Raw genomic sequence first — 20,599 nt, forward strand, 5'->3', positions numbered from 1 at the left:
GTTTCCTTTGAAATCGCTATGCATCGTCGCCGTCGCCGCCATCGGCGAGGTCATCACCATCAGAATGGGATTCCGGCAGCTCGGCGGCAAGCCTCCGCACCTCAACCAGTTTCGCGCCGGGGAATCGCGCCAGCACTTCCTGCACCCGCGGATCGGCTTCGGCGGCGCGCTCGCGCTGATTTTTCGCTGCCTCGTTCTGCGACCGCAACGTCGGCTGTCCCGCTTCATTGGACACGATCACCGTCCAGCGACGCCCCGTCCATTGCTCCAGCTTGCGCGACAGCTCATTGATCAATGTCCGTGCCGCGCTGCGTTCCAGGGCCAGTTCCAGCCGCCCATCCTCGATCCGCACCAGACGCACATCGGCTTCAAGTGCGGACTTGGTCAGCAAATCGCGCTTTTCGCCGGCCAGCGCCACCAGCTGGGGAAAACTCGTTATCCGAAGCGACGGTGCACTTTGAGGCTCCGGGGGCGGCGCGGCCATCTGAGGTCTTAACGACGGCGCGGCGCTCGCGCGAACCGATGAAGTTGCCACCGCGGAAGGCGATGCCGCCGGGGCCGGCCGCGCTGCGCTCGATACGACGACCGGCGAGGCCCCGCCGTTCTGCTCGATCATCCGGATCGCCTCGTCCGGCGTCGGCAGGTCCGCAACATAGGCGATACGCACCAGGACCATTTCCGCGGCCGCCGCAGGACGCGTCGCGTCGCGTGCTTCGGTGATGCCCTTGAGCAGCATCTGCCACATCCGCGACAGTACTCGCATCGAAATCCTGGCGGCGAATTCCCGTGCGCGCTTGCGCTCGGTCTCGCCGAAAGCAACGTTGTCGGCAGTCGCTGGCACGATTTTGACGCGGGTGACGAAGTTGACGAATTCGGCAAGGTCCGACAGCACCACGACCGGATCGGCGCCTGTGTCGTACTGCTCGCGGAATTCGTTGAAGGCGCTTGCGATGTCGCCGCGGACGAGGCTCTCGAACAGATCGATGACGCGCGTGCGGTCCGCGAGGCCCAGCATCTGCCGCACCGCATCCGCGCGCACCGGCCCTGCCGCATGCGCGATCGCCTGATCGAGCAGCGACAGCGAATCGCGCACCGAGCCCTCCGCCGCGCGCGCGATAATGCCGAGCGCCTCGGGCTCGAACTCGACGCCTTCTTTCGCGGAGATGTTGGCAAGGTGCGCCATCAGCACGTCCGCCTCGACCCGGCGCAGATCGAAACGCTGACAGCGCGACAGCACAGTGACCGGAACCTTTCGGATCTCGGTGGTGGCAAATACGAATTTGGCATGCTCCGGCGGCTCTTCCAGCGTCTTCAGAAACGCATTGAAGGCGGCGGTCGAGAGCATGTGCACTTCGTCGATGATGTAGACCTTGTAGCGCGCGCTGGCCGGCGCATAGCGCACGCTATCGTTGATCTGTCGCACATCGTCGACGCCGGTATGGGAGGCGGCGTCCATTTCCAGGACGTCCATATGCCGGCTTTCCATGATCGCCTGGCAATGCACGCCAAGCGTCGGCATGTGAATGGTCGGCCCCTTTACCGATCCATCCGGCAGTTCATAATTCAGCGCACGCGCAAGGATGCGCGCCGTGGTGGTCTTGCCGACCCCGCGGACTCCGGTGAGAATCCACGCCTGCGGAATCCGACCGGTCTCGAACGCGTTCGAGACTGTGCGCACGACCGCCTCCTGGCCGATCAGGTCTTCAAAGCCGGCGGGGCGGTACTTCCGCGCCAGCACGCGATAGGCCTTGTTGTCCGAAGCCGGAGCGGCTGGACTAAGGCCGGCCTGCTCGGCATTTTCGGAAGCGTGAGGGCTCAGGGGTTCGCCAGCGTCATTCATCGATGGGTCCGCAATTCATGGTCCACGAAGCTGGCTTTGCGGAACAGCTACCTCGGCGGAATTGATCGCAGAACCTTGCGCTATTCGCCGGCAAAATAGGGTAGGAGACTGACGAGCGACCCGATCCGGACCTCGTTAGGGCTGCTTCCTTCCGGACCTGACCCGGTTGGCGAGTGGCTCGTCCACCGCCAATCTCCCGATGCCTATTTGGGGCCAAACGGCCCGGAAAGCAAGCGGGAGGGTGAGGTTTGCGGGACTTGTGCAGAATCGGGGATAATGGCCGGGCATGACGAGGAATATCCATGACGCCTGAGGAATCCGGCTGGTCGCTGCATGCGCGGCTAGAGGAAGACACGATCGACATCGGCGACCTGCCGCTCTGCCGGGTGCTCGTCATCAAGGATGCGCATTATCCCTGGCTGCTGCTGGTGCCCCGCCGGCCGGAAATCATCGAAATCATCGACCTCGGCGAGGTCGAGCAGGCGCAGCTGATGACCGAGATTTCCCGCGTCGCGCGTGCATTGAAAGAAATCACCAAATGCGAGAAGCTGAACATCGCAGCGCTCGGCAACATGGTTCCCCAACTGCACGTGCACCTTATCGCGCGCCGCTCAAGCGACGCGGCCTGGCCACGGCCGGTTTGGGGAGTTGTGCCGCCGCTCGCACACGATGCGGAGGAGGTCCAGCGGTTCATCAGCGCGCTTCGCCGCAAGATCTGGCTAGGTTGAAGAACACATGAGCGCATTCGATTCGTTTCCGCTGGGACAGCCAGGCTTCGTCTCGCACATCCTCGATCGCGCCGCCCATCTGCGTGGCGATGAGGCAAAGCTTCTCGAACTCGAACGGCGGCCCGATGCCCGCGCCTATGTCGTCTATCGCGATTCGCTGGTGGTGAGGCGGGAGGCAGCCGGTCCGCGCGCGTTGCTGACGATGGAGGAGGCGCTGAAATTCGGGGCCAATCCCGGCACCATTTTTCTTGGCCTCCGGGAGGGCGCGCCTGTTTTCGGCATGGGCATTTCGCCGGCAGCGGTCGAGCAGTTGCTCACCCGCGATGACGCCGCCGTGACCGAGTTGCGCGGCATGGCCATGCACGGCGCGGTGCCGCCCAATCAGCTGTCGGCGGTCGCGATGGCAAAATCGCTGGTGAACTGGCATCAGCGCCACGGCTATTGCGCCAATTGCGGTACCCGCACGGCACTGAAGGAAGGCGGCTGGAAGCGCGACTGCCCGAACTGCAAGACCGAACATTTTCCCCGCACCGATCCCGTCGTGATCATGCTGGTAGCGTCAGGCGACAAGGTCCTGCTCGGCCGGCAGAAGCACTTCATGCCGGGGATGTACTCATGTCTCGCCGGCTTCGTCGAAGCGGCGGAGACGATCGAGGACGCGGTTCGCCGCGAAATCTTCGAGGAATCCGGCATTCGCTGCACGGACGTCCAGTACTACATGACCCAGCCCTGGCCTTATCCCTCCTCTCTCATGGTGGGGTGCACGGCACGCGCATTGAACGAGGATATCGTCGTCGATCGCACCGAACTGGAAGACGCGCGCTGGTTCGATCGCGCGGAAGCGACCCTGATGATCAAGCGCGAACATCCTCAGGGGTTGGCCGGCCCGCATCCGTTTGCGATCGCGCACCATCTGCTCGCAAGATGGGTGCACGACGGGCCGCCGATCGGTCGTGGCGGGAACCACCCGTGACTGCCGTCGTTAGGCCTCCATTCCAAGAACACCTCCGGAACAAGCATGACCAACGCTGCCCCAAATCCGACTGCCACGGGGAAGCCCCCACGGATTCTCTGTATCGGCATGCCGGTGCGCGACCTGACGTTTCGCGTGCCCGGGCTGCCGGCGCGCGGATCCAAGGAACACGCGACGCATTTCGATGAAATCTGCGGCGGCAATGCGCTCAATGGCGCGATCGGGATTGCCCGGCTCGGTGGCCGCGCTTCGATCTGCGGTCCGATGGGCGATGAGCGCGAGACGACGTCGCGCTACATTTTCGAGAAAATGGCGGAGGAAGGCATCGAAACCAGACACCTGGTGCACATACCGGGGCTGGTGACGCCAATTTCCAACATCATGATCGACCCCACCGGCGAGCGCACCATCGTGACCTTCCGCGACCCGGAACTGTGGAATGTTCGCCTGCCCGACACCGATCTCCTTCTCGAGGACTGCGACGCCATCCTGGCCGAAAGTCGCTGTGCCAACTTCTGCACCGATCTTTGCGCGGAAGCCACGCGGCGCGGCATTCCGGTGATCGTCGATGTCGACCGCGCGATGTCGCTCCGGGAAGGACTTCTCACGGCATCCTCGCACCTGATTTTCTCCAGCGAGCCGTTGCAGGAGACGGCCGGCGTCGCCGATGACGGCGAGGCGCTGAAGAGGATCGCAAAACTAACCCCATCCTTCCTGGCGGGCACTCGCGGCGCACAGGGCACGATCTGGCTCGATGAGGACCAAAACCTGCGGCAAACGCCGGCCTTCCCGGTACACACCGTCGACACGCTGGGCGCGGGAGACGTGTTCCACGGCGCCTTTGCGCTGGCGATCACTGAAGGCCAGGATCTGCGCGCGGCCCTGCAATTCGCTTCGGCGGCCGCAGCGCTAAAATGCACGCGGTTTGGCGGCGCCTTTGCCGCCCCGCAGCGCGCTGAAGTTGAAGCGCTTTTAGGCGGGCAGCGGCCGCCGCCACCGGTGGGGATGCCGTAGGAACGGGGCTTGAACTAGAAGAATTTTCTATATATCAGGGTTATAATCCTGACAATTGGAAGAAAGTTCTTCTGCGATGACCGAGGTTGCCATTCCCGCCGCCACCGAGCCGAACCGCAGGCTCGATGCCATCGACCGCAAGATCCTCGGCGTTCTGCAACAAGACGCCTCGCTGTCAGTCGCCGAGATCGGCGACCGGGTCGGGCTTTCCTCGACCCCGTGCTGGAAGCGAATCCAGCGCCTGGAGGCCGACGGCGTGATCTTGCGCCGCGTGGCCCTGGTCGATCAGAACAAGATCGGGCTTGGCATCACTGTGTTCGTTTCAGTCGAAAGCGCGGACCACTCCGAAGCCTGGCTGCGGAAATTCGCCGAGGCCGTTTCTGCGATGCCTGAGGTGATGGAATTTTACCGGATGGCGGGCGACGTCGATTACATGCTGCGGGTCGTGACGGCCGACATGCAGAGCTACGACGTGTTCTACAAGAAGCTGATCGGTGCCGTACCTCTGAAGAATGTGACGTCGCGCTTTGCAATGGAAAAGATCAAGTCGGTCACGGCGCTCCCGGTGCCGGCGAATTAATTAAGGACCAAGTCTGAATCGTGCTCCCAACCGGCAGACGTTTGTCAGCACAACCGCTACGGCTCCCATTTCTCTGACGCAACCTGTTGTTTTGGCTGATGAATTTTTCACGGCCACTCGGAAAATTTACTCGCAATTAGCTTTGTCACGCTAGCTTGCGGAGATGGCGCACGAAAGCAGTCATATCGCCCGCCGTCCGCCAGCGTGGTTGAACGCCACCGTCCTGCTGCTTTCGAGCTGGATTTTTATCGCCGCGCTCTCGGTTCGGATCCGCGCCGACACCGAAGTCGTTGCAGTCGTGTTTCCACCCTGGTGGAGCGCAAAACAGGCGTTCCAGGCCGCCGCAACAGCCAACGCCGAGTTTATCAGGACGACCGCTATCCCGGCCATTCTGGTCGTTCGACCCGACAGTCATTCAGGATTGGCGCGGCTGCACCAATCCGGCGCCTGGTTTGCAATTGACCCCCGGGCCGTTGCGGCCTGCTTGACCTTGAAAGGGTAAGGGACTCGAAAATGATTGCTGCAAGCCAGGATTTGAAGACATTGCGTGAAACGACCAGTCGGGCCCTGCTCGGCCTGCTCTGGCTGCATGTTCCAATTTGCCTGAGCATCAGCCTGATACTCGGCAAGGAATGGTTTCTGCCCGTCAGCCTGACCATCACAATGGCGGCAGCAGCAACGCTGTCCTGGCGCACGGCAGGCAACGAACTTTCGACGCGCCTTGTCATCGCGGTGGCGCTGATGGCCGATGTCTCGGTCTTCGCCTACCAGTTTGCCAGTCACGCCTGGCAGATCGACGTGCACATGTATTTCTTCGCGGCGCTGGCCTGTCTCGTCGCCTATTGCGACTATCGTCCAGTCTTGGCCGGGACCGTGGCGGTCGCGTTGCACCACTTGACCCTCAACTTCCTGCTGCCCGCGGCGATCTTTCCTGGCGGTGCAAATCTGGGGCGGGTGGTGTTTCACGCCGCCATTCTCCTCATTGAAACTGCTGTTCTCGCCGGGCTGGCCCACAAGCTCGCGAACCTTTTCGAGACGGCAGAACAGAAGACGTCGGAAGCTGAAGCTGCCAGCGCCGCTGAGGCGCGGGCCAATGCCGAACGGCGCGAGGCTGAACAACATGCCAAGCGGGAGCGCGAAGGCGCCATGCGCGAACTCGCTTCGAACTTCGAGCGCACAATCGGACATATCGTCGAGTCCGTTGCGGTAGCCGCCAGGGAAGTCCAGGAACTGTCGACCGCGATTACCGGCAACAGCCGCGCCATGACGGAGCAAGCGGCCACAGTGGCCGGCGCATCGACCCGCGCCTCGACGAACGTCGCCACCGTCGCCTCCGCAACCGAGGAACTGACAGCCTCGATCGGCGAGATCGCCGAGCAGGTCGCCCGCTCAGCCGGGATCGCCGGCAAAGCCGCCGAAGAAGCAAAGCGCACCAACTCCGTGGTCGAAGGATTGGCGAGCGGGACGCAGAAGATTGGCGAAGTCGTAACGCTGATCCAGAACATCGCAAGCCAGACCAACCTTCTCGCCCTGAACGCCACTATCGAGGCCGCCCGGGCCGGCGAGCACGGCCGGGGATTTGCCGTCGTCGCAAGCGAGGTCAAAGCGCTGGCCAATCAGACTGCCAAGGCAACGGAAGAGATTTCCGCCCAGGTGCTGAGCATTCAGAATGCCACCGGCGACGCCGTCAAAGCGATAGAGGCCATTGTCGGCACGATCGCGGAGATCGACGAGATATCCAGCCAGATTGCCGGAGCCGTCGATCAGCAGGGTTCGGCAACCCGCGAGATCGCGGGCAACGTGCAGCAGGCCGCCGACGGCACGCGGGAAGTCAGCGACAATATCCACAGCGTCACCAATGCCTCCAACGAAGCCAGCACGGCCACGGGCCGCCTTCTCGACGCCGCAAACAGCCTCTCGTCGCAGTCCGGCCGGCTCAAAACCGAGGTCGATCGTTTCATAGGATCGATGAAGGCCGCCTAGTCGGGCGCGAGGCTTCACTGACGCGCGCACCGGCGCACGCGACTTATATCTTCTGATTGTATTCGCCGACTTCGCCGTGGGTGCGCAGGACCGAATCCATCGCCTCGAACATGTCGCGCATGCGCCGTTCCGAAACCGGGCTTTCAACCACCACCACCAGCTCCGGCTTGTTGGAGGAAGCGCGCACGAGGCCCCAGCTGCCGTCCTCGACGGTGACGCGCACGCCGTTGACGGTAACGAGGTCGCGAATCCGTTGTCCGGCGACTTTCTCTCCTCGCTGTTTCAGCCCGTCGAAATGCTTCACCACCTGGTCGACGACCCCATACTTGGCTTCGTCGGCACAGTGCGGCGACATGGTCGGCGATGACCAGGTCTTCGGCAGGTCGTTTTTCAGATCCGCCATCGACTTGCCAGGGGCACGATCGAGCATCTCACACACCGCGATCGCGGAAACCAGCCCGTCGTCATAGCCGCGCCCGAACGGCTTGTTGAAGAAGAAATGGCCGGATTTCTCAAAGCCCGCGAGCGCGCCCAATTCATGGGTGCGGCGTTTCATGTAGGAATGACCGGTTTTCCAATAGACGGTTTTCGCGCCCTGCTTTTGCAGCACCGGATCGGTGACAAAAAGCCCGGTTGATTTCACGTCGACGACAAATTGCGCGTCCTTGTGAATCGCCGACATGTCGCGCGCCAGCATGACGCCGACCTTGTCGGCAAAGATCTCTTCGCCCGTATTGTCGACGACGCCGCAGCGATCGCCGTCGCCATCGAAGCCGAGACCGACATCGGCCTTGTGCTGGAGCACCGCATCGCGGATCGCGTGCAGCATCTCCATGTCTTCCGGATTCGGATTGTATTTCGGAAAAGTATGGTCGAGTTCGGTGTCGAGCGGAATCACCTCGCAACCGATCGCTTCCATTACCTGAGGCGCAAAGGCGCCTGCTGTACCGTTGCCGCAGGCGACGACCACCTTCAGCCTACGCTTGAGCTTGGCGCGCTTGGTCAGATCGGCGATATAACGGGCCGGAAAATTCTGATGGAATTGATAGGAACCGCCGACCTTGTTTTCGAACTCGGCGTTGAGCACGATCTCTTTCAGGCGGCTCATCTCGCCAGGGCCGAAGGTGAGCGGCCGGTTGGCACCCATCTTCACGCCGGTCCAGCCGTTGTCGTTATGCGAAGCCGTCACCATGGCGACGCAGGGCACGTCGAGCTCGAATTGCGCAAAATACGCCATCGGCGTCATCGCAAGCCCGATGTCATGGACCCGGCATCCAGCGGCCTGCAGACCCGAGATCAACGCGTATTTGATCGAGGCCGAATAACCGCGAAAATCGTGACCGGTCACGACTTCCTGCTTGACGCCGAGTTCGGCAATCAGCGCACCCAGCCCCATGCCGAGCGCCTGCACGCCCATCAAATTGATTTCCTTACCGAACAGCCAGCGCGCATCATATTCGCGAAAGCCGGTGGCCTTCACCATCGGTTCCGACTCATAGGCGTAGGTATTGGGAACCAGAGCGGGCTTTGGTCTTGGAAACATTCGGCGGCCTTTGTCGAGATCCAGCGATATGGCCGAAGTCATAGCGAAAGCGGACGGTCGGCGAAAGGCCGCCCCGCGAGGTTAATTTCTGCGAATTCGAGGAACGCTTAAGCCGCGCGCGACATGATGGTTACTGCTCCAGCACCATCTTGCCATTGGCATATTCAAAGCGCCTGAGCCTCGACAGGAAAGACAAGCCGAGCAGATTCTCCGACAGCGCTTCATCCGGCAATACCATCGCATCGACATCGCGCACGATCAGTCCGCCGACGTCAATCATGGCCAGCCGCGTCGGCGCAGCCTTGACGGTGCCATTGGCGGTCGAGACCGTCGCCCGATAATCGTTGCGCGACGGACGCAGCCCGAATCGCGCCGCCGAGCTTTCGTTCAGCGCGACAACGGAAGCGCCGGTGTCGACCATGAAGGCGATCCGTTGGCCATCGATCCGCCCTTCGGTCGCGAAATGACCGCGCGCATCGTGGGGAATGCTAAGCGTGCGGAGGCCGGCATCGGACGGGGCGTCCGCCACGGCGGCCAGCCTGGCCGTCGGCGTTGCAGATGCCGGAGCGGGCACCATCTTGTCGGCCAGCTGCGCCATGAAGGTGCCGAGACCGATCATGATCGCAGCAAAGATCGTAATGTTACGCATAACGCCACTCTTGCATGCGCGTGCTGGAGCTCCGGTCCGAAGTTCGCCAACTATTGCGGCCACTTCGACCGGCGGCCAGTCACGCAAGCTGCAATTTTTGCGAAAAGGATGAGCGAAGGGTTAACGGCCGCTACAGGTGGGCGACAGCGCACTGCATCACGTCCCCTTCGGCTTGACCCTGCGGGTTGGCATCGCGTTCGCCGGATCCTCCGGCCAGGGGTGACGGGGATAGCGCCCGCGCAAATCGGAGCGAACTGCCGCATAGCTGCCGCGCCAAAAGCCGGGCAGATCGCGGGTCACCTGCACCGGACGATGCGCCGGCGACAACAGCTCCAGCACCAGCGGGATAGCGCCTCGCGCAATCGCGGGATGACTGGTCAGCCCGAACAATTCCTGCAGGCGCACCGCAATAGTCGGCCCCTGTTCGGCCTCGTAGTCGATCGCCAGCAACGTCCCTGTCGGAGCCTCGAAATGCGTCGGCGCTTCCTTGTCCAACCGCGCGCGCAGCGACCAGGTTAAGAGCGACTGCAGCGCGTCGAACAAATCGCTTGCCGAGAACGCTTTCAATGACGTCTTGTCAAGCAGAGCCGGTACCAGCCAGGTCTCTCGTTGCGCCTTGAGCGCATCGTCCGACAAATCCGGCCACGGGTTTTCACCAGACGATTTTTCCGCGGTCCGCAGGTACATCACGCGATCGCGCCATTGCTTGACCTGTTTCGTCCACGGCAGCTGATCGAGGCCGGCGGCGATCAAGCCATCGGCGAAGGTTCGCGCGGTTTCAGCTGAGGGCTGGATCGCCAATGGCGTTTCCGACAGAGTGATCGCGTGCAGCGTCGTTCGGCGCCGCGCCCGCAACGCCATCGCACCGCGGTCGAAGAAGACCTCATCCGCGGTATCGATCTGATCGGCAAAATGCGCCTCGATCTCTGCTTGCGTTATCGGCGCGGCGAGCAGAATGCGTCCCTGCATGGCCGTACCGGTGAGCTCGGCGACTGCAATATAGGGCGTGCGCGACAGCGCCGCCGTCTGCTCGATGGCCGCACCGCGTCCATTGGCCAGAACGAAGCTACCATTGCCGCGATTCCTGGCGACGCGGTCGGGAAACGCGAGCGCCAGCATCACGCCGGTCGATGGGGGCTCGTTGCCGGCAGCCACTCCCGCGCTGTCATTGGCAGCTACCTGAGAAGCCCAGCGCTGCGCCTGCTGGCGTGCCGCTTCGGCCCGCTGCGAACGATCGCGGCGAAAAGCATCGAGCCGAACATCAAGATCGACGTGATCGCCGCCGAGACCACGCTCCGTGAGTACGGCTGCAATTGCGGCCGCGGCGCGGCCCGCGCCCAATCGATGGGAATCGACGATCATCCGCGCCAGCCGCGGCTGCAACGCCAGAGCCCGTAACTTTCGGCCTTCGTCGGTGATCCGCCCGTCCGGATCCAGCGCGCCGAGTTCGCGCAACAATTCGCGCCCTTCCTTCAGCGCAGCCGCGGGAGGAGGGTCGAGAAAGGCCAGTGTAGACGGATCACTGACGCCCCATTGCGCGAGGTCCAGCACCAGCGACGACAAATCGGCGCTGAGGATTTCCGGCTGAGTGTAGGTGGCAAGCGAGGCTGTCTGCGGTTCGTCCCACAGCCGGTAGCAGACGCCGGGTTCGGTACGCCCGGCACGGCCGCGGCGTTGATCGACCGCCGCGCGCGAGGCACGTACGGTCTCCAGCCGAGTCAAAGCGATGTCCGGCTCGTAGCGCGGCACTCGCGCGAGACCGGAATCGACCACGATCCGAATCCCCTCGATGGTGAGCGATGTTTCGGCAATGGAAGTGGCCAGCACGACCTTGCGATGGCCTTTAGGGGCGGGCGCAATGGCGCGGTCCTGCACCGAGGCATCGAGCGCGCCAAACAGCGGGACGATTTCGATCGAACCGTCGTGGATGCGCTCGCTGAGCAAATTCTGGGTGCGGCGGATTTCCGCCGCGCCAGGCAGAAAGGCGAGCACCGAGCCAGGATCGGCGCGCAGCGCGGTCGCGATCGCATCTGCCATCTGCCGTTCGACCGGTCCATCGGCTTTGCGGCCGAGATAGCGCGTTTCGACCGGAAAGGCGCGGCCTTCGCTGGCCACAACCGGCGCTCCGCCAAGCAATTTGGCGACCCGCGCACCGTCGAGCGTGGCCGACATCACGAGGATGCGCAGGTCTTCGCGCAACCCGGTTTGCGCATCGCGCGCCAGCGCAAGCCCGAGATCGGCGTCGAGCGAGCGTTCGTGAAATTCATCGAACAGCACGGCGGCAACGCCATTCAGTTCCGGATCGTCGAGGATCTGTCGGGCAAAAATTCCTTCGGTGACGACTTCGATCCGCGTGGCGCGGGAAATCTTCGAGCCGAAGCGGACCCGGTAACCGACGGTTTCGCCGACCTTCTCGCCCAGCGTGCGGGCCATGCGCTCGGCGCTGGCTCGCGCCGCGATCCGCCGCGGCTCCAGAACGACGATCTTCTTGTCCTTGGCCCAAGGCGCATCGAGTAACGCCAGCGGCACGCGCGTGGTCTTGCCGGCGCCGGGCGGGGCGACCAGCACGGCAACGCTATGGCCATCCAGCGTGCGTGCCAGATCGTCCAGCACGGCATCGATGGGAAGCGGCGTGTCGAAGCTAACGGACAAAATTCTCACCAATTCGTCATGTCCGGCTTTATGCCAGGCACCCACGTCTTTCTTTGCCGTGAGAAAACAAGACGTGGATGGCCGGGACAAGCCCGGTCAAGACGAAATTACCAGCGATCAAACCTGCGCTTCGGCCGGCCGACCGACGCTTTCATAGACAAAGCCGTGCGCCGCCATGTCTTCTGGACGGTAGACGTTGCGCAGATCGACCACGACGGGATGGGCCAGTTCGCTCTTGAGGCGATCCAGATCGATCGCACGGTATTGCGCCCATTCGGTCACCACCACCAACGCATCGGCGCCGCGCGCACACAGATAAGGATCGTCGCAATATTCGATGTCCGGCAGTTCGCGCCGCGCCATCTCTATGCCGACCGGGTCGTGGGCGCGCACCTTGGCGCCCATGTCCAGCAGCCCGGTGACCAGCGGAATCGACGGCGCCTCGCGCATGTCGTCGGTGTCGGGCTTGAAAGTGAGGCCAAGCACGGCCACCGTCTTGCCGCGCAGATTACCGCCGACCGCTCCCGACACTTTCCGCGCCATCGCGCGCTTGCGGTTGTCATTGACGGCGAGCACCGCTTCGATGATTCGCAGATGAACATCATGATCGAGCGCGATCTTCACCAGCGCGCGCGTGTCCTTGGGAAAGCACGAACCGCCGAAGCCCGGACCGGCATGCAGGAACTTGGTGCCGATGCGGTTGTCGAGCCCTATGCCGCGCGCCACTTCCTGCACGTTGGCGCCGACCTTTTCCGAAAGATCCGCCATCTCGTTGATGAAGGTGATCTTGGTGGCGAGAAAGGCGTTGGCGGCGTATTTGATCATCTCCGCCGTGCGGCGGCCGGTGAACATCAAAGGGCCTTGGTTGAGCGACAGCGGCCGATAGATGTCGCCGAGCACCTTGCGCGCGCGCTCGTCCGAAGTGCCGATGACAATGCGGTCCGGAAACTTGAAGTCGCGGATGGCGGCCCCCTCGCGCAGGAATTCGGGGTTGGAGGCGACCGCGACGTCGGCTGCGGGATTGGCTTCACGGATCAGGCGCTCGACCTCGTCGCCTGTGCCGACCGGCACGGTCGACTTGGTGACCACCACGGTGAACCCCTGGAGGACTGCGGCGATCTCGCGCGCCGCCGCATAGACATAGCTGAGATCGGCGTGGCCGTCGCCGCGTCGGGATGGCGTGCCGACCGCTATGAACACCGCATCCGCTTCGGCCACCGGCCCGGTCAAATCGGTGGTGAAATTCAGCCGACCGGCCTTCGCATTGGTTGCGACCAGCACGTCCAGGCCCGGCTCGAAGATCGGAATTTCGCCGCGGCGAAGCGCAGCGATCTTGCCTGCGTCCTTGTCCACGCAGGTGACCGTATGTCCGAAGTCCGCAAAACAGGCCCCTGACACCAGCCCCACGTAACCCGTGCCGATCATGGCGATGTGCATTTGGCAACCTGTCGAAATTGGTTAACGGGACGATTCGCGAAAAGCGTCTTAAAGCATTTCACGACAAAGAAAAAACAGAACGCAATCATGACAATGGCATGTCATTTGCGTGAGTAAAGGAGAAAGAAACCGATCCGCCCGAGGATGCGCCAAAGCCGCTCCGGAAAGGGACAGCCATGACACCAGACGGCACATCTGCCGCTCTAAGGCCCTCTGCCCTGCCCCATTCCGGCCGGGTCGACTGGGTCGACTATGCCAAAGGCATCTGCATCGTCATGGTGGTGATGATGCATTCGGTCCTGGGTGTGGAACTGGCTGCCGGCAAGACCGGCTTCATGCATGCCGTGGTCGCATTTGCCAAACCGTTCCGGATGCCGGATTTCTTCATGATCTCCGGCCTCTTTCTGCCGCTCGTCATCGATCGCGACTGGCGCACCTATCTCGACCGCAAGGTGGTGCACTTCGCGTACTTCTACGTGCTCTGGGTCACCATCCAGTTTGGCTTCAAGGCACCCGCCTTTGCTGCTGAATCGAGTTGGACGCACGCCGGATATCTCTATCTCGAATCTTTCATCGAACCGTTCGGCACACTCTGGTTCATCTACGAACTACCGATCTTCTTCGTCGTGGCGAAGGCGACGCGCCGCTGGCCGCCGCTGCTGATCTGGAGCGTCGCCGCGCTGCTCGAAATGGCCCACTACTCGACCGGCTGGACTGCGATCGATGAATTCGGCGCGCGGTTTGTCTATTTCTATACCGGCTATTGGTTCGCCGGCCAGGTATTCGCCTTGTCGAATCGGGCGCGGCAAGAACCGCTCCTTGGGCTCGCGGCACTGGCGCTCTGGGCTTTGCTCAATGAGAGCCTGGTGCAGTTCGGCCTGAGCGAATTGCCGCTCATCTCGTTGTTCCTTGGTATTTCCGGCGCTTGCGCCATCGTCACCATCGGCACGCTGCTCGCGCACATGAGCTGGCTCAAATCCTTGCGCTTCTGCGGCGAGCACTCGATCGTGATCTATCTGGCCTTCTTCCTGCCGATGGCGGCGACGCGAACGCTGCTGCTGCATACCGGCCTTGTCCAGGATATCGGCGTGATGTCGCTGATGGTTACAGCCGCAGGCCTGTTCGGCGCACTTGCCATCTGGCAGATCGCTCTCAAGTCCGGGGCGAACTTCCTGTTCGAACGCCCCGACGCATTTTGGATCGCGCCAAGGAAGCCGGGCCCCGCGCTACAGGCCGCGGAATGATTACCCGATGCTCGTGCGGCGAATTTGAAATTCGCATCGGAACTAGGGCGTGAGATAGAGCGCTCCGGAGGTGCGGCCGGATTCCAGATCGGCGTGTGCACGCGCGGCTTCGCTTAGGGGATAGGACTGCCCGGAAACCCTGAGTATCCCGCTTTCGATCCCGGTGAGCACCGCCTCGGCCGCTAAACGATAGGCCTCCGTCTCATTCATGTAAGCCATCACACTCGGCCGGGCGAGCGAGATGCTGCGGCGAGGCCCGAGATCGCTGACATCGACCGGCGGAATCGGCCCGGCGGTCTGGCCGATGCTTGCCACCACGCCAAACGGCCGCACGCAGGCGAGCGTCCTGGCGAGCGTCGCGCCGCCGACACCGTCATAGGCGACATCGACGCCGCGCTTGCCGGTGATGTCTCCGACAGCCTGCGCAAAATCAGCGTCTCGGCCGACGATGACATGCCGCGCGCCCGCCTGACGCGCGATCTCGGCCTTGGCTGCCGAACCGACAGCAGCGACCACGGTTGCGCCGAGAAGGCTGGCCCAGCGCGTCAATAGCTGCCCGAGGCCGCCAGCGGCGCTGTGCACCAGCAATGTCGTGCCTGCAGCCACGGGATAGACCCGATGGAGCAGCATGTGCGCGGTAATCGCCTTGACGAAGGACGAGGCTACGGCTTCGTCGGATAACGCATCCCCCAGCTTGACCGCCCGCCACGCCGGCAGATTACGTTCCGCCGCATACGCCCCGACCGGCGCGCCCGCATAGGCGATGCGATCGCCGGCCTTGACCGACGTGACGCCAGAACCAATCGCCACGACGACGCCCACGCCCTCGACGCCGGGAATGTTGGCCGGCGGCATCGGATAGAGGCCCATGCGCTGGTAGACATCGACGAAATTGACGCCGATGGCGGTCTGGCGGATGCGTACCTCTTCGGCTGCGAGCGGCGGCAGTTCGATCTCGGCGATCTCAAACTGCTCGATCCCTCCCGGTGTCCTGACGCGAACGACATTGGTCATGGTTTTTCCTTTCGATTTGCTCGGAAAACGATTATGGCGGCGCGGCCGAATATGCGAAATTCCCCAAACCTGCACCTTCAATGTGAGATTTTGCACAATGACCGACTGGGAAGATCTCCACCATTTCATCACCCTCGCCCGGGAAGGAACGCTGTCGGCCGCGGCCCGCTCCCTCGGCGTCGATCATGCTACAGTTGCGCGGCGGGTGGCGGCGCTGGAGGAATCGACCGGACTGAAGCTGGTCGACCGCCGCTCGCGCGCGACGTCGCTCACCGCTGACGGAAAGCGCATCGCCGAGGTCGCGATTCCCATGGAAGAAGCCGCGTTCGCGGTGGGGCGCGCGGCACAGGCGACAAAGCCCGGCCTGGACGGCGATGTCACGATCAGCGCCCCGCCGAATTTCGCCAGCTCGGTGATTGCGCCACAACTGGTGCGGCTGCGATCGCAGCACCCCGGCATTCGGATCAAGCTGATCGGCGAGAAGCGCCGGGCTTCGCTCGGCCGCCGGGAGGCGGACGTTGCGCTGCGGCTGATGCGCCCGGTTGAGGCCGGCCTGTTCGTGCGCAAGCTCGGGAGCTTCGGCTTCAGCCTTTACGGCTCTCCGGCCTATCTGGAAAAGACGGCGCCGCATGCGCTGGCCTTTATCGGCTATGACGCCTCGATGGCCACCTCGCCGCAGGAGGTCTGGTTGCGCGGAATCATCGGCGAGCGCGAGGTCGTGCTGCGTACCAACGATCTCGAAACCCAGGTCGCCGCCGCGCGCTCCGGCCTTGGCGTCGCCGCCTTGCCCCACTACCTCGGCGACAGCGATCCAGGGCTCAAGCGCTTTGCAGTGGCGCAGAAGCCGCTCAGCCGTGACGTCTGGCTTGCGGTCCATCGCGACCTGCGCCAAGTCCCGGCGGTGCGCGCCGTGATGGAATTTCTGGCGAATTGCCTGAGGTCATGAAAAATCCCGTGCGCGATGCGGGGGAAACGGGTGCCAACAGGCGCAAAAATCCCTACATTGCCGGCATGCCAAAATCCTCTCCGAAAGCCGCTCCCAAACCTGTCACCGCCAAAGCCCTCGCCAAGGGCGATCATCTGTTTCTGGTTGACGGCTCCTCATACATTTTTCGCGCCTATCACGCGCTGCCGCCGCTGAATCGCAAATCCGATGGATTGCAGGTCAATGCCGTGCTCGGCTTCTGCAACATGCTGTGGAAGCTGTTGCGCGACATGCCGCCGGACAACCGGCCGACCCATCTGGCCATCGTCTTCGACAAGTCAGAGATCACCTTCCGCAACAAGCTTTATCCCGATTACAAGGCGCACCGGCCGCCGGCACCGGACGACCTTATTCCGCAATTCGCATTGATCCGCGATGCAGTACGTGCCTTCGATCTGCCGTGCCTGGAACAGATCGGTTTTGAGGCCGACGATCTGATCGCGACCTATGCAAGGCAGGCCAGCGAGCGCGGCGCCACCACGACCATTGTGTCGTCGGATAAGGATCTGATGCAGCTCGTCGACGACAAGGTGACGATGTTCGACACCATGAAGGACCGCCGTATCGGCGTTGCCGAGGTGATCGAGAAGTTCGGCGTGCCGCCGGACAAAGTGGTCGAGGTGCAGGCGCTGGCCGGTGACTCCACCGACAACGTGCCCGGCGTACCCGGCATCGGCATCAAGACCGCGGCGCAGCTGATCGTCGAATATGGCGATCTCGAAGGACTGTTGAAACGTGCCGGCGAGATCAAGCAGCCGAAGCGGCGCGAGGCGCTGATCGAGAATGCCGAAAGGGCACGCATTTCGCGCCAACTGGTACTTCTCGACGACAAGGTCGAGCTTGAGGTGCCGCTGGACGAGTTGGCGATACACGAGCCGGATGCGCGCAAGCTGATCGCCTTTTTGAAGGCAATGGAATTTTCCACCCTCACCCGCCGCGTCGCCGAATATTCGCAGATCAATCCCGCGGACGTGCAGGCCGATGTGGGCAAAGCCGGCGTGTTTTCGCCGCTGCCGCTCGCCGAAAGAGTGGATGAATCCGGTAATGTAGGCGGAGCCGATCGGGGCGGCCTCTTTGCCGATAAGCCGTCGCCAAGGGGCAAAGCGGGCGCGCCACCAGCCAAGCCTGGCGACAGAGGGGACAAGGCATCGAGCCGGAAAGGCTCGCCGAAGGCGCTCGCGGCGTCGCGCGCCGAAGAGGCGCGCAACACGCCGGTCGATCGCGCGAAATACCGGACCATCCGCACGCTGGCGGACCTCAAGGCCTGGCTCGCACGCGCGCATGAGGCCGGCCAATTTGCTTTCGAGGTCAAGGCAAATTCCGAAGATCCGATGAAGGCTGACATCACCGGCATCGCGCTGGCGCTGGCGCCCAATGACGCGGCTTATGTTCCGCTCGGCCACAAGCAGGCCGGTGATGGCAATGGGCTTTTCGCCGCCGGCCTCGCCCCTGACCAGATCAAACTGACGGAGGCGCTCGAAGCGTTGCGGCCGCTGCTGGAATCGGCTGGTATTCTCAAGATCGGCTTCAACATCAAATTCGGCGCCGTGATGCTGGCCCAGGCCGGCATCACGCTTCGCAACACCGACGATGCCCAATTGATGAGTTATGCGCTGGATGCCGGTCGCGGTTCGCACGAGCTTGACAGGCTCTCCGAAAGCTGGCTCGGCCACACCACCATCACGCGCGGCGAATTGACCGGCAGCGGCAAGAGCAGGCTGAGCTTCGATCAGGTCGGAATCGAACGTGCGACCGAATATTCGGCCGAAGATGCCGACATGATCTTGCGGCTGTGGCGGGTGCTGAAGCCGCGCCTTGTCGCTGAACGCATGAACACGGTCTATGAGCTGCTGGAACGGCCGCTGGTTGCCGTGCTGGCGCGGATGGAGCGGCGCGGCATCTCTATCGACCGGCAGGTGCTATCCCGTCTGTCCGGCGAGTTCGCGCAAACGGCCGCGCGGGTCGAAGCCGAGATCCAGGAGATCGCGGGCGAGCCGATCAATGTCGGCAGCCCGAAGCAGATCGGCGACATCATCTTCGGCAAGATGGGCATTCCCGGCGGCACAAAGACCAAGACCGGCGCGTGGTCGACCTCGGCGCAAATCCTCGACGATCTCGCCGAGCAGGGCCACGAGCTTCCGAAGAAAATTCTGGAGTGGCGGCAGGTCTCGAAACTGAAATCAACCTATACCGACGCGCTGCCGACCTATGTGCATCCCGACACCCATCGCGTACACACCACCTACGCGCTGGCGGCAACCACTACGGGACGGCTGTCGTCGAACGAGCCGAATTTGCAAAACATTCCGGTGCGCACCGAAGACGGCCGCAAGATCCGCCGCGCCTTCATTGCCTCACCCGGCCACAAGCTGGTGTCGGCGGACTACTCTCAAATCGAGCTGCGGTTGCTGGCGGAGATCGCCGACATTCCCGTCCTCAAGCAGGCATTCCGCGATGGCCTTGACATTCACGCGATGACGGCATCGGAAATGTTCGGCGTGCCGGTCAAGGATATGCCGGGCGAGGTGCGCCGGCGTGCCAAGGCGATCAACTTCGGCATCATCTACGGCATCTCGGCCTTCGGTCTTGCCAACCAGCTCGGCATCGCCCGCGAGGAGGCCTCCGCCTATATCAAGAAATATTTCGAGCGCTTCCCGGGCATCCGCGCCTATATGGATGAGACGCGCGATTTCTGCCGCACCCATGGTTATGTCGAGACGCTGTTCGGCCGGAAATGCCATTACCCCGACATCAAGGCTTCCAACGCCTCGGTCCGCGCCTTCAACGAGCGCGCCGCCATCAACGCAAGGCTTCAGGGCACCGCCGCCGACATCATCCGCCGCGCCATGACCCACATGGAAGAGGCGCTGGCCGAAAAGAAGCTGTCGGCACAAATGCTGCTACAGGTGCATGACGAGCTGATCTTCGAGGTGCCCGATGAGGAAGTGGCGGCGACGCTGCCGGTGGTCCGGCACGTCATGGAAAACGCGCCGTTCCCGGGCGTGATCCTGTCGCTGCCGCTGCATGTCGATGCCCGCGCGGCGGACAACTGGGACGAGGCGCATTAGCGGAGGCAATCGGCATAGGGGCGCGGAGGTCATCCGCGTCCCCTGCCACACCACCCGGCATGCGGATCCGCACCGGGCGGTTCGATGGGTTGAGGTTAGCTTGTCAGGGACGGAACTCCCAGCTTTCTTCCGACCTTCGAGGACCAGATGATCGGATAGTCTCCTCGAAGCGTGACGTTCGGGTTTTTCACAAAAGGAAGTTTCCATCTTCACGCTTCTTGCTCATCTATCTCGACGTACCCTGCCTCGATCCTTTCACGAACGTCCTTCCCCGGACCACTCTCGATCCGCCATTGCTGGTCACGCGAGTTGTTCGTCTCGCGCTTTAGGTACTACTACGTTCTCCGACTCCTGCCTGTGCATCACTTCCCACTTCGCTTCCGCTTATAGGGTTGCTTACCCGGGTTGGCTGGCCGGGACACAGACAGGTCTCCTGGGGTCACGCATGAATCTTCCGTATCGTGCCGTCAGCAAACACCTTGGTACGATGGGTGAATGAGTAACGCCTTCGCCCCCATAGTGCGGGCTCGACCTTGCCCCATCTTTGGCCGACCTGTTCATCATCGGGGTCGCCCCCCATTGATTACAGCCCGATACTTCTCCTCAGACTCTTCGGATTCCGGATCGCTCCGGACACCCTGTCCTCCAACGGCTTGCGTCGCTGGCCGGCAAGGCATTACCCCTGCCTTCGGATACAACGCCCCTCATCCGAGCGCTGGAAGGACTTTAACCCTCCTGACTCATACGCTACCCAGCACACACTACGGCCTCTGCTGACTTCTCGCTCCACAGGTCTTGCGACCCATGTCGCCCTTTCAGACGCAGGGCGAGATCTCCCCGGGTAAGAACATTGACCTTCGTTGCACGACCGCCGGATCTACGTCGCCTT

Annotated in this window: 15 protein-coding genes and 1 other RNA gene; 9 read left to right on the plus strand and 7 right to left on the minus strand. The window is 62.7% G+C overall.

Going from position 1 to position 20,599, the window contains the following annotated elements; translation table 11 throughout:
* Nucleotides 1–16 precede the first annotated feature (16 nt).
* Together NEZ08_RS05685 and ffs are read right to left on the minus strand one after the other, a co-directional pair.
* Nucleotides 17–1,840, minus strand: coding sequence for a DNA polymerase III subunit gamma/tau (locus NEZ08_RS05685; RefSeq protein WP_298104982.1), 1,824 nt, complete (start codon nt 1,838–1,840; stop codon nt 17–19).
* Nucleotides 1,841–1,940: 100 nt separating this feature from the next.
* Nucleotides 1,941–2,037, minus strand: an RNA gene (ffs, locus tag NEZ08_RS05690) — signal recognition particle sRNA small type.
* A 105-nt stretch (nt 2,038–2,142) separates the two neighbouring features.
* On the opposite strand from ffs, the gene NEZ08_RS05695 reads away from it, so the two are divergent.
* The 6 genes from NEZ08_RS05695 to NEZ08_RS05720 all read left to right on the plus strand — a co-directional run bounded on the left by NEZ08_RS05695 (nt 2,143) and on the right by NEZ08_RS05720 (nt 7,118).
* Nucleotides 2,143–2,568 (plus strand): HIT domain-containing protein, encoded by a 426-nt coding sequence (locus NEZ08_RS05695; RefSeq protein ID WP_298104985.1) that lies wholly within the window; start codon nt 2,143–2,145, stop codon nt 2,566–2,568.
* A gap of 7 nt (nt 2,569–2,575) precedes the next feature.
* Nucleotides 2,576–3,541, plus strand: coding sequence for an NAD(+) diphosphatase (gene nudC / locus NEZ08_RS05700; RefSeq protein ID WP_298104988.1), 966 nt, complete (start codon nt 2,576–2,578; stop codon nt 3,539–3,541).
* Between the two features lie 45 nt (nt 3,542–3,586).
* Complete coding sequence (locus NEZ08_RS05705; protein WP_298104991.1) at nt 3,587–4,555, plus strand: sugar kinase; 969 nt, start codon at nt 3,587–3,589, stop codon at nt 4,553–4,555.
* Between the two features lie 76 nt (nt 4,556–4,631).
* Nucleotides 4,632–5,135 (plus strand): Lrp/AsnC family transcriptional regulator, encoded by a 504-nt coding sequence (locus NEZ08_RS05710; protein ID WP_298104993.1) that lies wholly within the window; start codon nt 4,632–4,634, stop codon nt 5,133–5,135.
* Nucleotides 5,136–5,298: 163 nt separating this feature from the next.
* Nucleotides 5,299–5,637: a hypothetical protein gene (locus tag NEZ08_RS05715; protein WP_298104996.1), complete on the plus strand. Its 339-nt coding sequence runs from the start codon at nt 5,299–5,301 to the stop codon at nt 5,635–5,637.
* Nucleotides 5,638–5,648: 11 nt separating this feature from the next.
* Complete coding sequence (locus NEZ08_RS05720) at nt 5,649–7,118, plus strand: methyl-accepting chemotaxis protein (protein WP_298104999.1); 1,470 nt, start codon at nt 5,649–5,651, stop codon at nt 7,116–7,118.
* Nucleotides 7,119–7,161: 43 nt separating this feature from the next.
* On the opposite strand, the gene NEZ08_RS05725 is transcribed toward NEZ08_RS05720, so the two are convergent.
* From NEZ08_RS05725 to NEZ08_RS05740, 4 genes are all read right to left on the minus strand, one after another.
* Complete coding sequence (locus NEZ08_RS05725) at nt 7,162–8,661, minus strand: phosphomannomutase/phosphoglucomutase (RefSeq protein ID WP_298105001.1); 1,500 nt, start codon at nt 8,659–8,661, stop codon at nt 7,162–7,164.
* Between the two features lie 130 nt (nt 8,662–8,791).
* On the minus strand, nt 8,792–9,310 hold the full coding sequence (locus NEZ08_RS05730) for a TIGR02281 family clan AA aspartic protease (RefSeq protein WP_298105004.1): 519 nt from the start codon (nt 9,308–9,310) through the stop codon (nt 8,792–8,794).
* A gap of 156 nt (nt 9,311–9,466) precedes the next feature.
* Nucleotides 9,467–11,962: an ATP-dependent helicase HrpB gene (hrpB, locus tag NEZ08_RS05735; RefSeq protein ID WP_298105007.1), complete on the minus strand. Its 2,496-nt coding sequence runs from the start codon at nt 11,960–11,962 to the stop codon at nt 9,467–9,469.
* Between the two features lie 117 nt (nt 11,963–12,079).
* Nucleotides 12,080–13,399 (minus strand): UDP-glucose/GDP-mannose dehydrogenase family protein, encoded by a 1,320-nt coding sequence (locus NEZ08_RS05740; protein WP_298105010.1) that lies wholly within the window; start codon nt 13,397–13,399, stop codon nt 12,080–12,082.
* 176 nt (nt 13,400–13,575) lie between these two features.
* Here NEZ08_RS05740 and NEZ08_RS05745 point away from each other — a divergent pair, with 176 nt between their 5' ends.
* Complete coding sequence (locus tag NEZ08_RS05745) at nt 13,576–14,643, plus strand: acyltransferase family protein (protein ID WP_298105013.1); 1,068 nt, start codon at nt 13,576–13,578, stop codon at nt 14,641–14,643.
* A 42-nt stretch (nt 14,644–14,685) separates the two neighbouring features.
* On the opposite strand, the gene NEZ08_RS05750 is transcribed toward NEZ08_RS05745, so the two are convergent.
* Nucleotides 14,686–15,657: a quinone oxidoreductase gene (locus NEZ08_RS05750; RefSeq protein ID WP_298105016.1), complete on the minus strand. Its 972-nt coding sequence runs from the start codon at nt 15,655–15,657 to the stop codon at nt 14,686–14,688.
* 97 nt (nt 15,658–15,754) lie between these two features.
* On the opposite strand from NEZ08_RS05750, the gene NEZ08_RS05755 reads away from it, so the two are divergent.
* Both NEZ08_RS05755 and polA read left to right on the plus strand, forming a co-directional pair.
* Complete coding sequence (locus NEZ08_RS05755) at nt 15,755–16,603, plus strand: LysR family transcriptional regulator (RefSeq protein ID WP_298105018.1); 849 nt, start codon at nt 15,755–15,757, stop codon at nt 16,601–16,603.
* A 65-nt stretch (nt 16,604–16,668) separates the two neighbouring features.
* Complete coding sequence (gene polA, locus NEZ08_RS05760; protein ID WP_298105030.1) at nt 16,669–19,710, plus strand: DNA polymerase I; 3,042 nt, start codon at nt 16,669–16,671, stop codon at nt 19,708–19,710.
* Nucleotides 19,711–20,599: the final 889 nt, after the last annotated feature.

This window comes from Bradyrhizobium sp. (genome assembly GCF_027451485.1).
Taxonomy (GTDB): domain Bacteria; phylum Pseudomonadota; class Alphaproteobacteria; order Rhizobiales; family Xanthobacteraceae; genus Bradyrhizobium.

Bases quoted from the DNA above. Each gene is read 5' to 3' on its own strand.
- NEZ08_RS05715 (WP_298104996.1), top strand. From the start codon at position 5,299: ATGGCGCACGAAAGCAGTCATATCGCCCGCCGTCCGCCAGCGTGGTTG.
- NEZ08_RS05710 (WP_298104993.1), top strand. From the start codon at position 4,632: ATGACCGAGGTTGCCATTCCCGCCGCCACCGAGCCGAACCGCAGGCTC.
- NEZ08_RS05705 (WP_298104991.1), top strand. From the start codon at position 3,587: ATGACCAACGCTGCCCCAAATCCGACTGCCACGGGGAAGCCCCCACGG.
- NEZ08_RS05730 (WP_298105004.1), bottom strand. From the start codon at position 9,310: ATGCGTAACATTACGATCTTTGCTGCGATCATGATCGGTCTCGGCACC.
- NEZ08_RS05755 (WP_298105018.1), top strand. From the start codon at position 15,755: ATGACCGACTGGGAAGATCTCCACCATTTCATCACCCTCGCCCGGGAA.
- nudC (WP_298104988.1), top strand. From the start codon at position 2,576: ATGAGCGCATTCGATTCGTTTCCGCTGGGACAGCCAGGCTTCGTCTCG.
- polA (WP_298105030.1), top strand. From the start codon at position 16,669: ATGCCAAAATCCTCTCCGAAAGCCGCTCCCAAACCTGTCACCGCCAAA.
- NEZ08_RS05750 (WP_298105016.1), bottom strand. From the start codon at position 15,657: ATGACCAATGTCGTTCGCGTCAGGACACCGGGAGGGATCGAGCAGTTT.
- NEZ08_RS05720 (WP_298104999.1), top strand. From the start codon at position 5,649: ATGATTGCTGCAAGCCAGGATTTGAAGACATTGCGTGAAACGACCAGT.
- NEZ08_RS05740 (WP_298105010.1), bottom strand. From the start codon at position 13,399: ATGCACATCGCCATGATCGGCACGGGTTACGTGGGGCTGGTGTCAGGG.
- NEZ08_RS05695 (WP_298104985.1), top strand. From the start codon at position 2,143: ATGACGCCTGAGGAATCCGGCTGGTCGCTGCATGCGCGGCTAGAGGAA.
- NEZ08_RS05685 (WP_298104982.1), bottom strand. From the start codon at position 1,840: ATGAATGACGCTGGCGAACCCCTGAGCCCTCACGCTTCCGAAAATGCC.
- NEZ08_RS05725 (WP_298105001.1), bottom strand. From the start codon at position 8,661: ATGTTTCCAAGACCAAAGCCCGCTCTGGTTCCCAATACCTACGCCTAT.
- NEZ08_RS05745 (WP_298105013.1), top strand. From the start codon at position 13,576: ATGACACCAGACGGCACATCTGCCGCTCTAAGGCCCTCTGCCCTGCCC.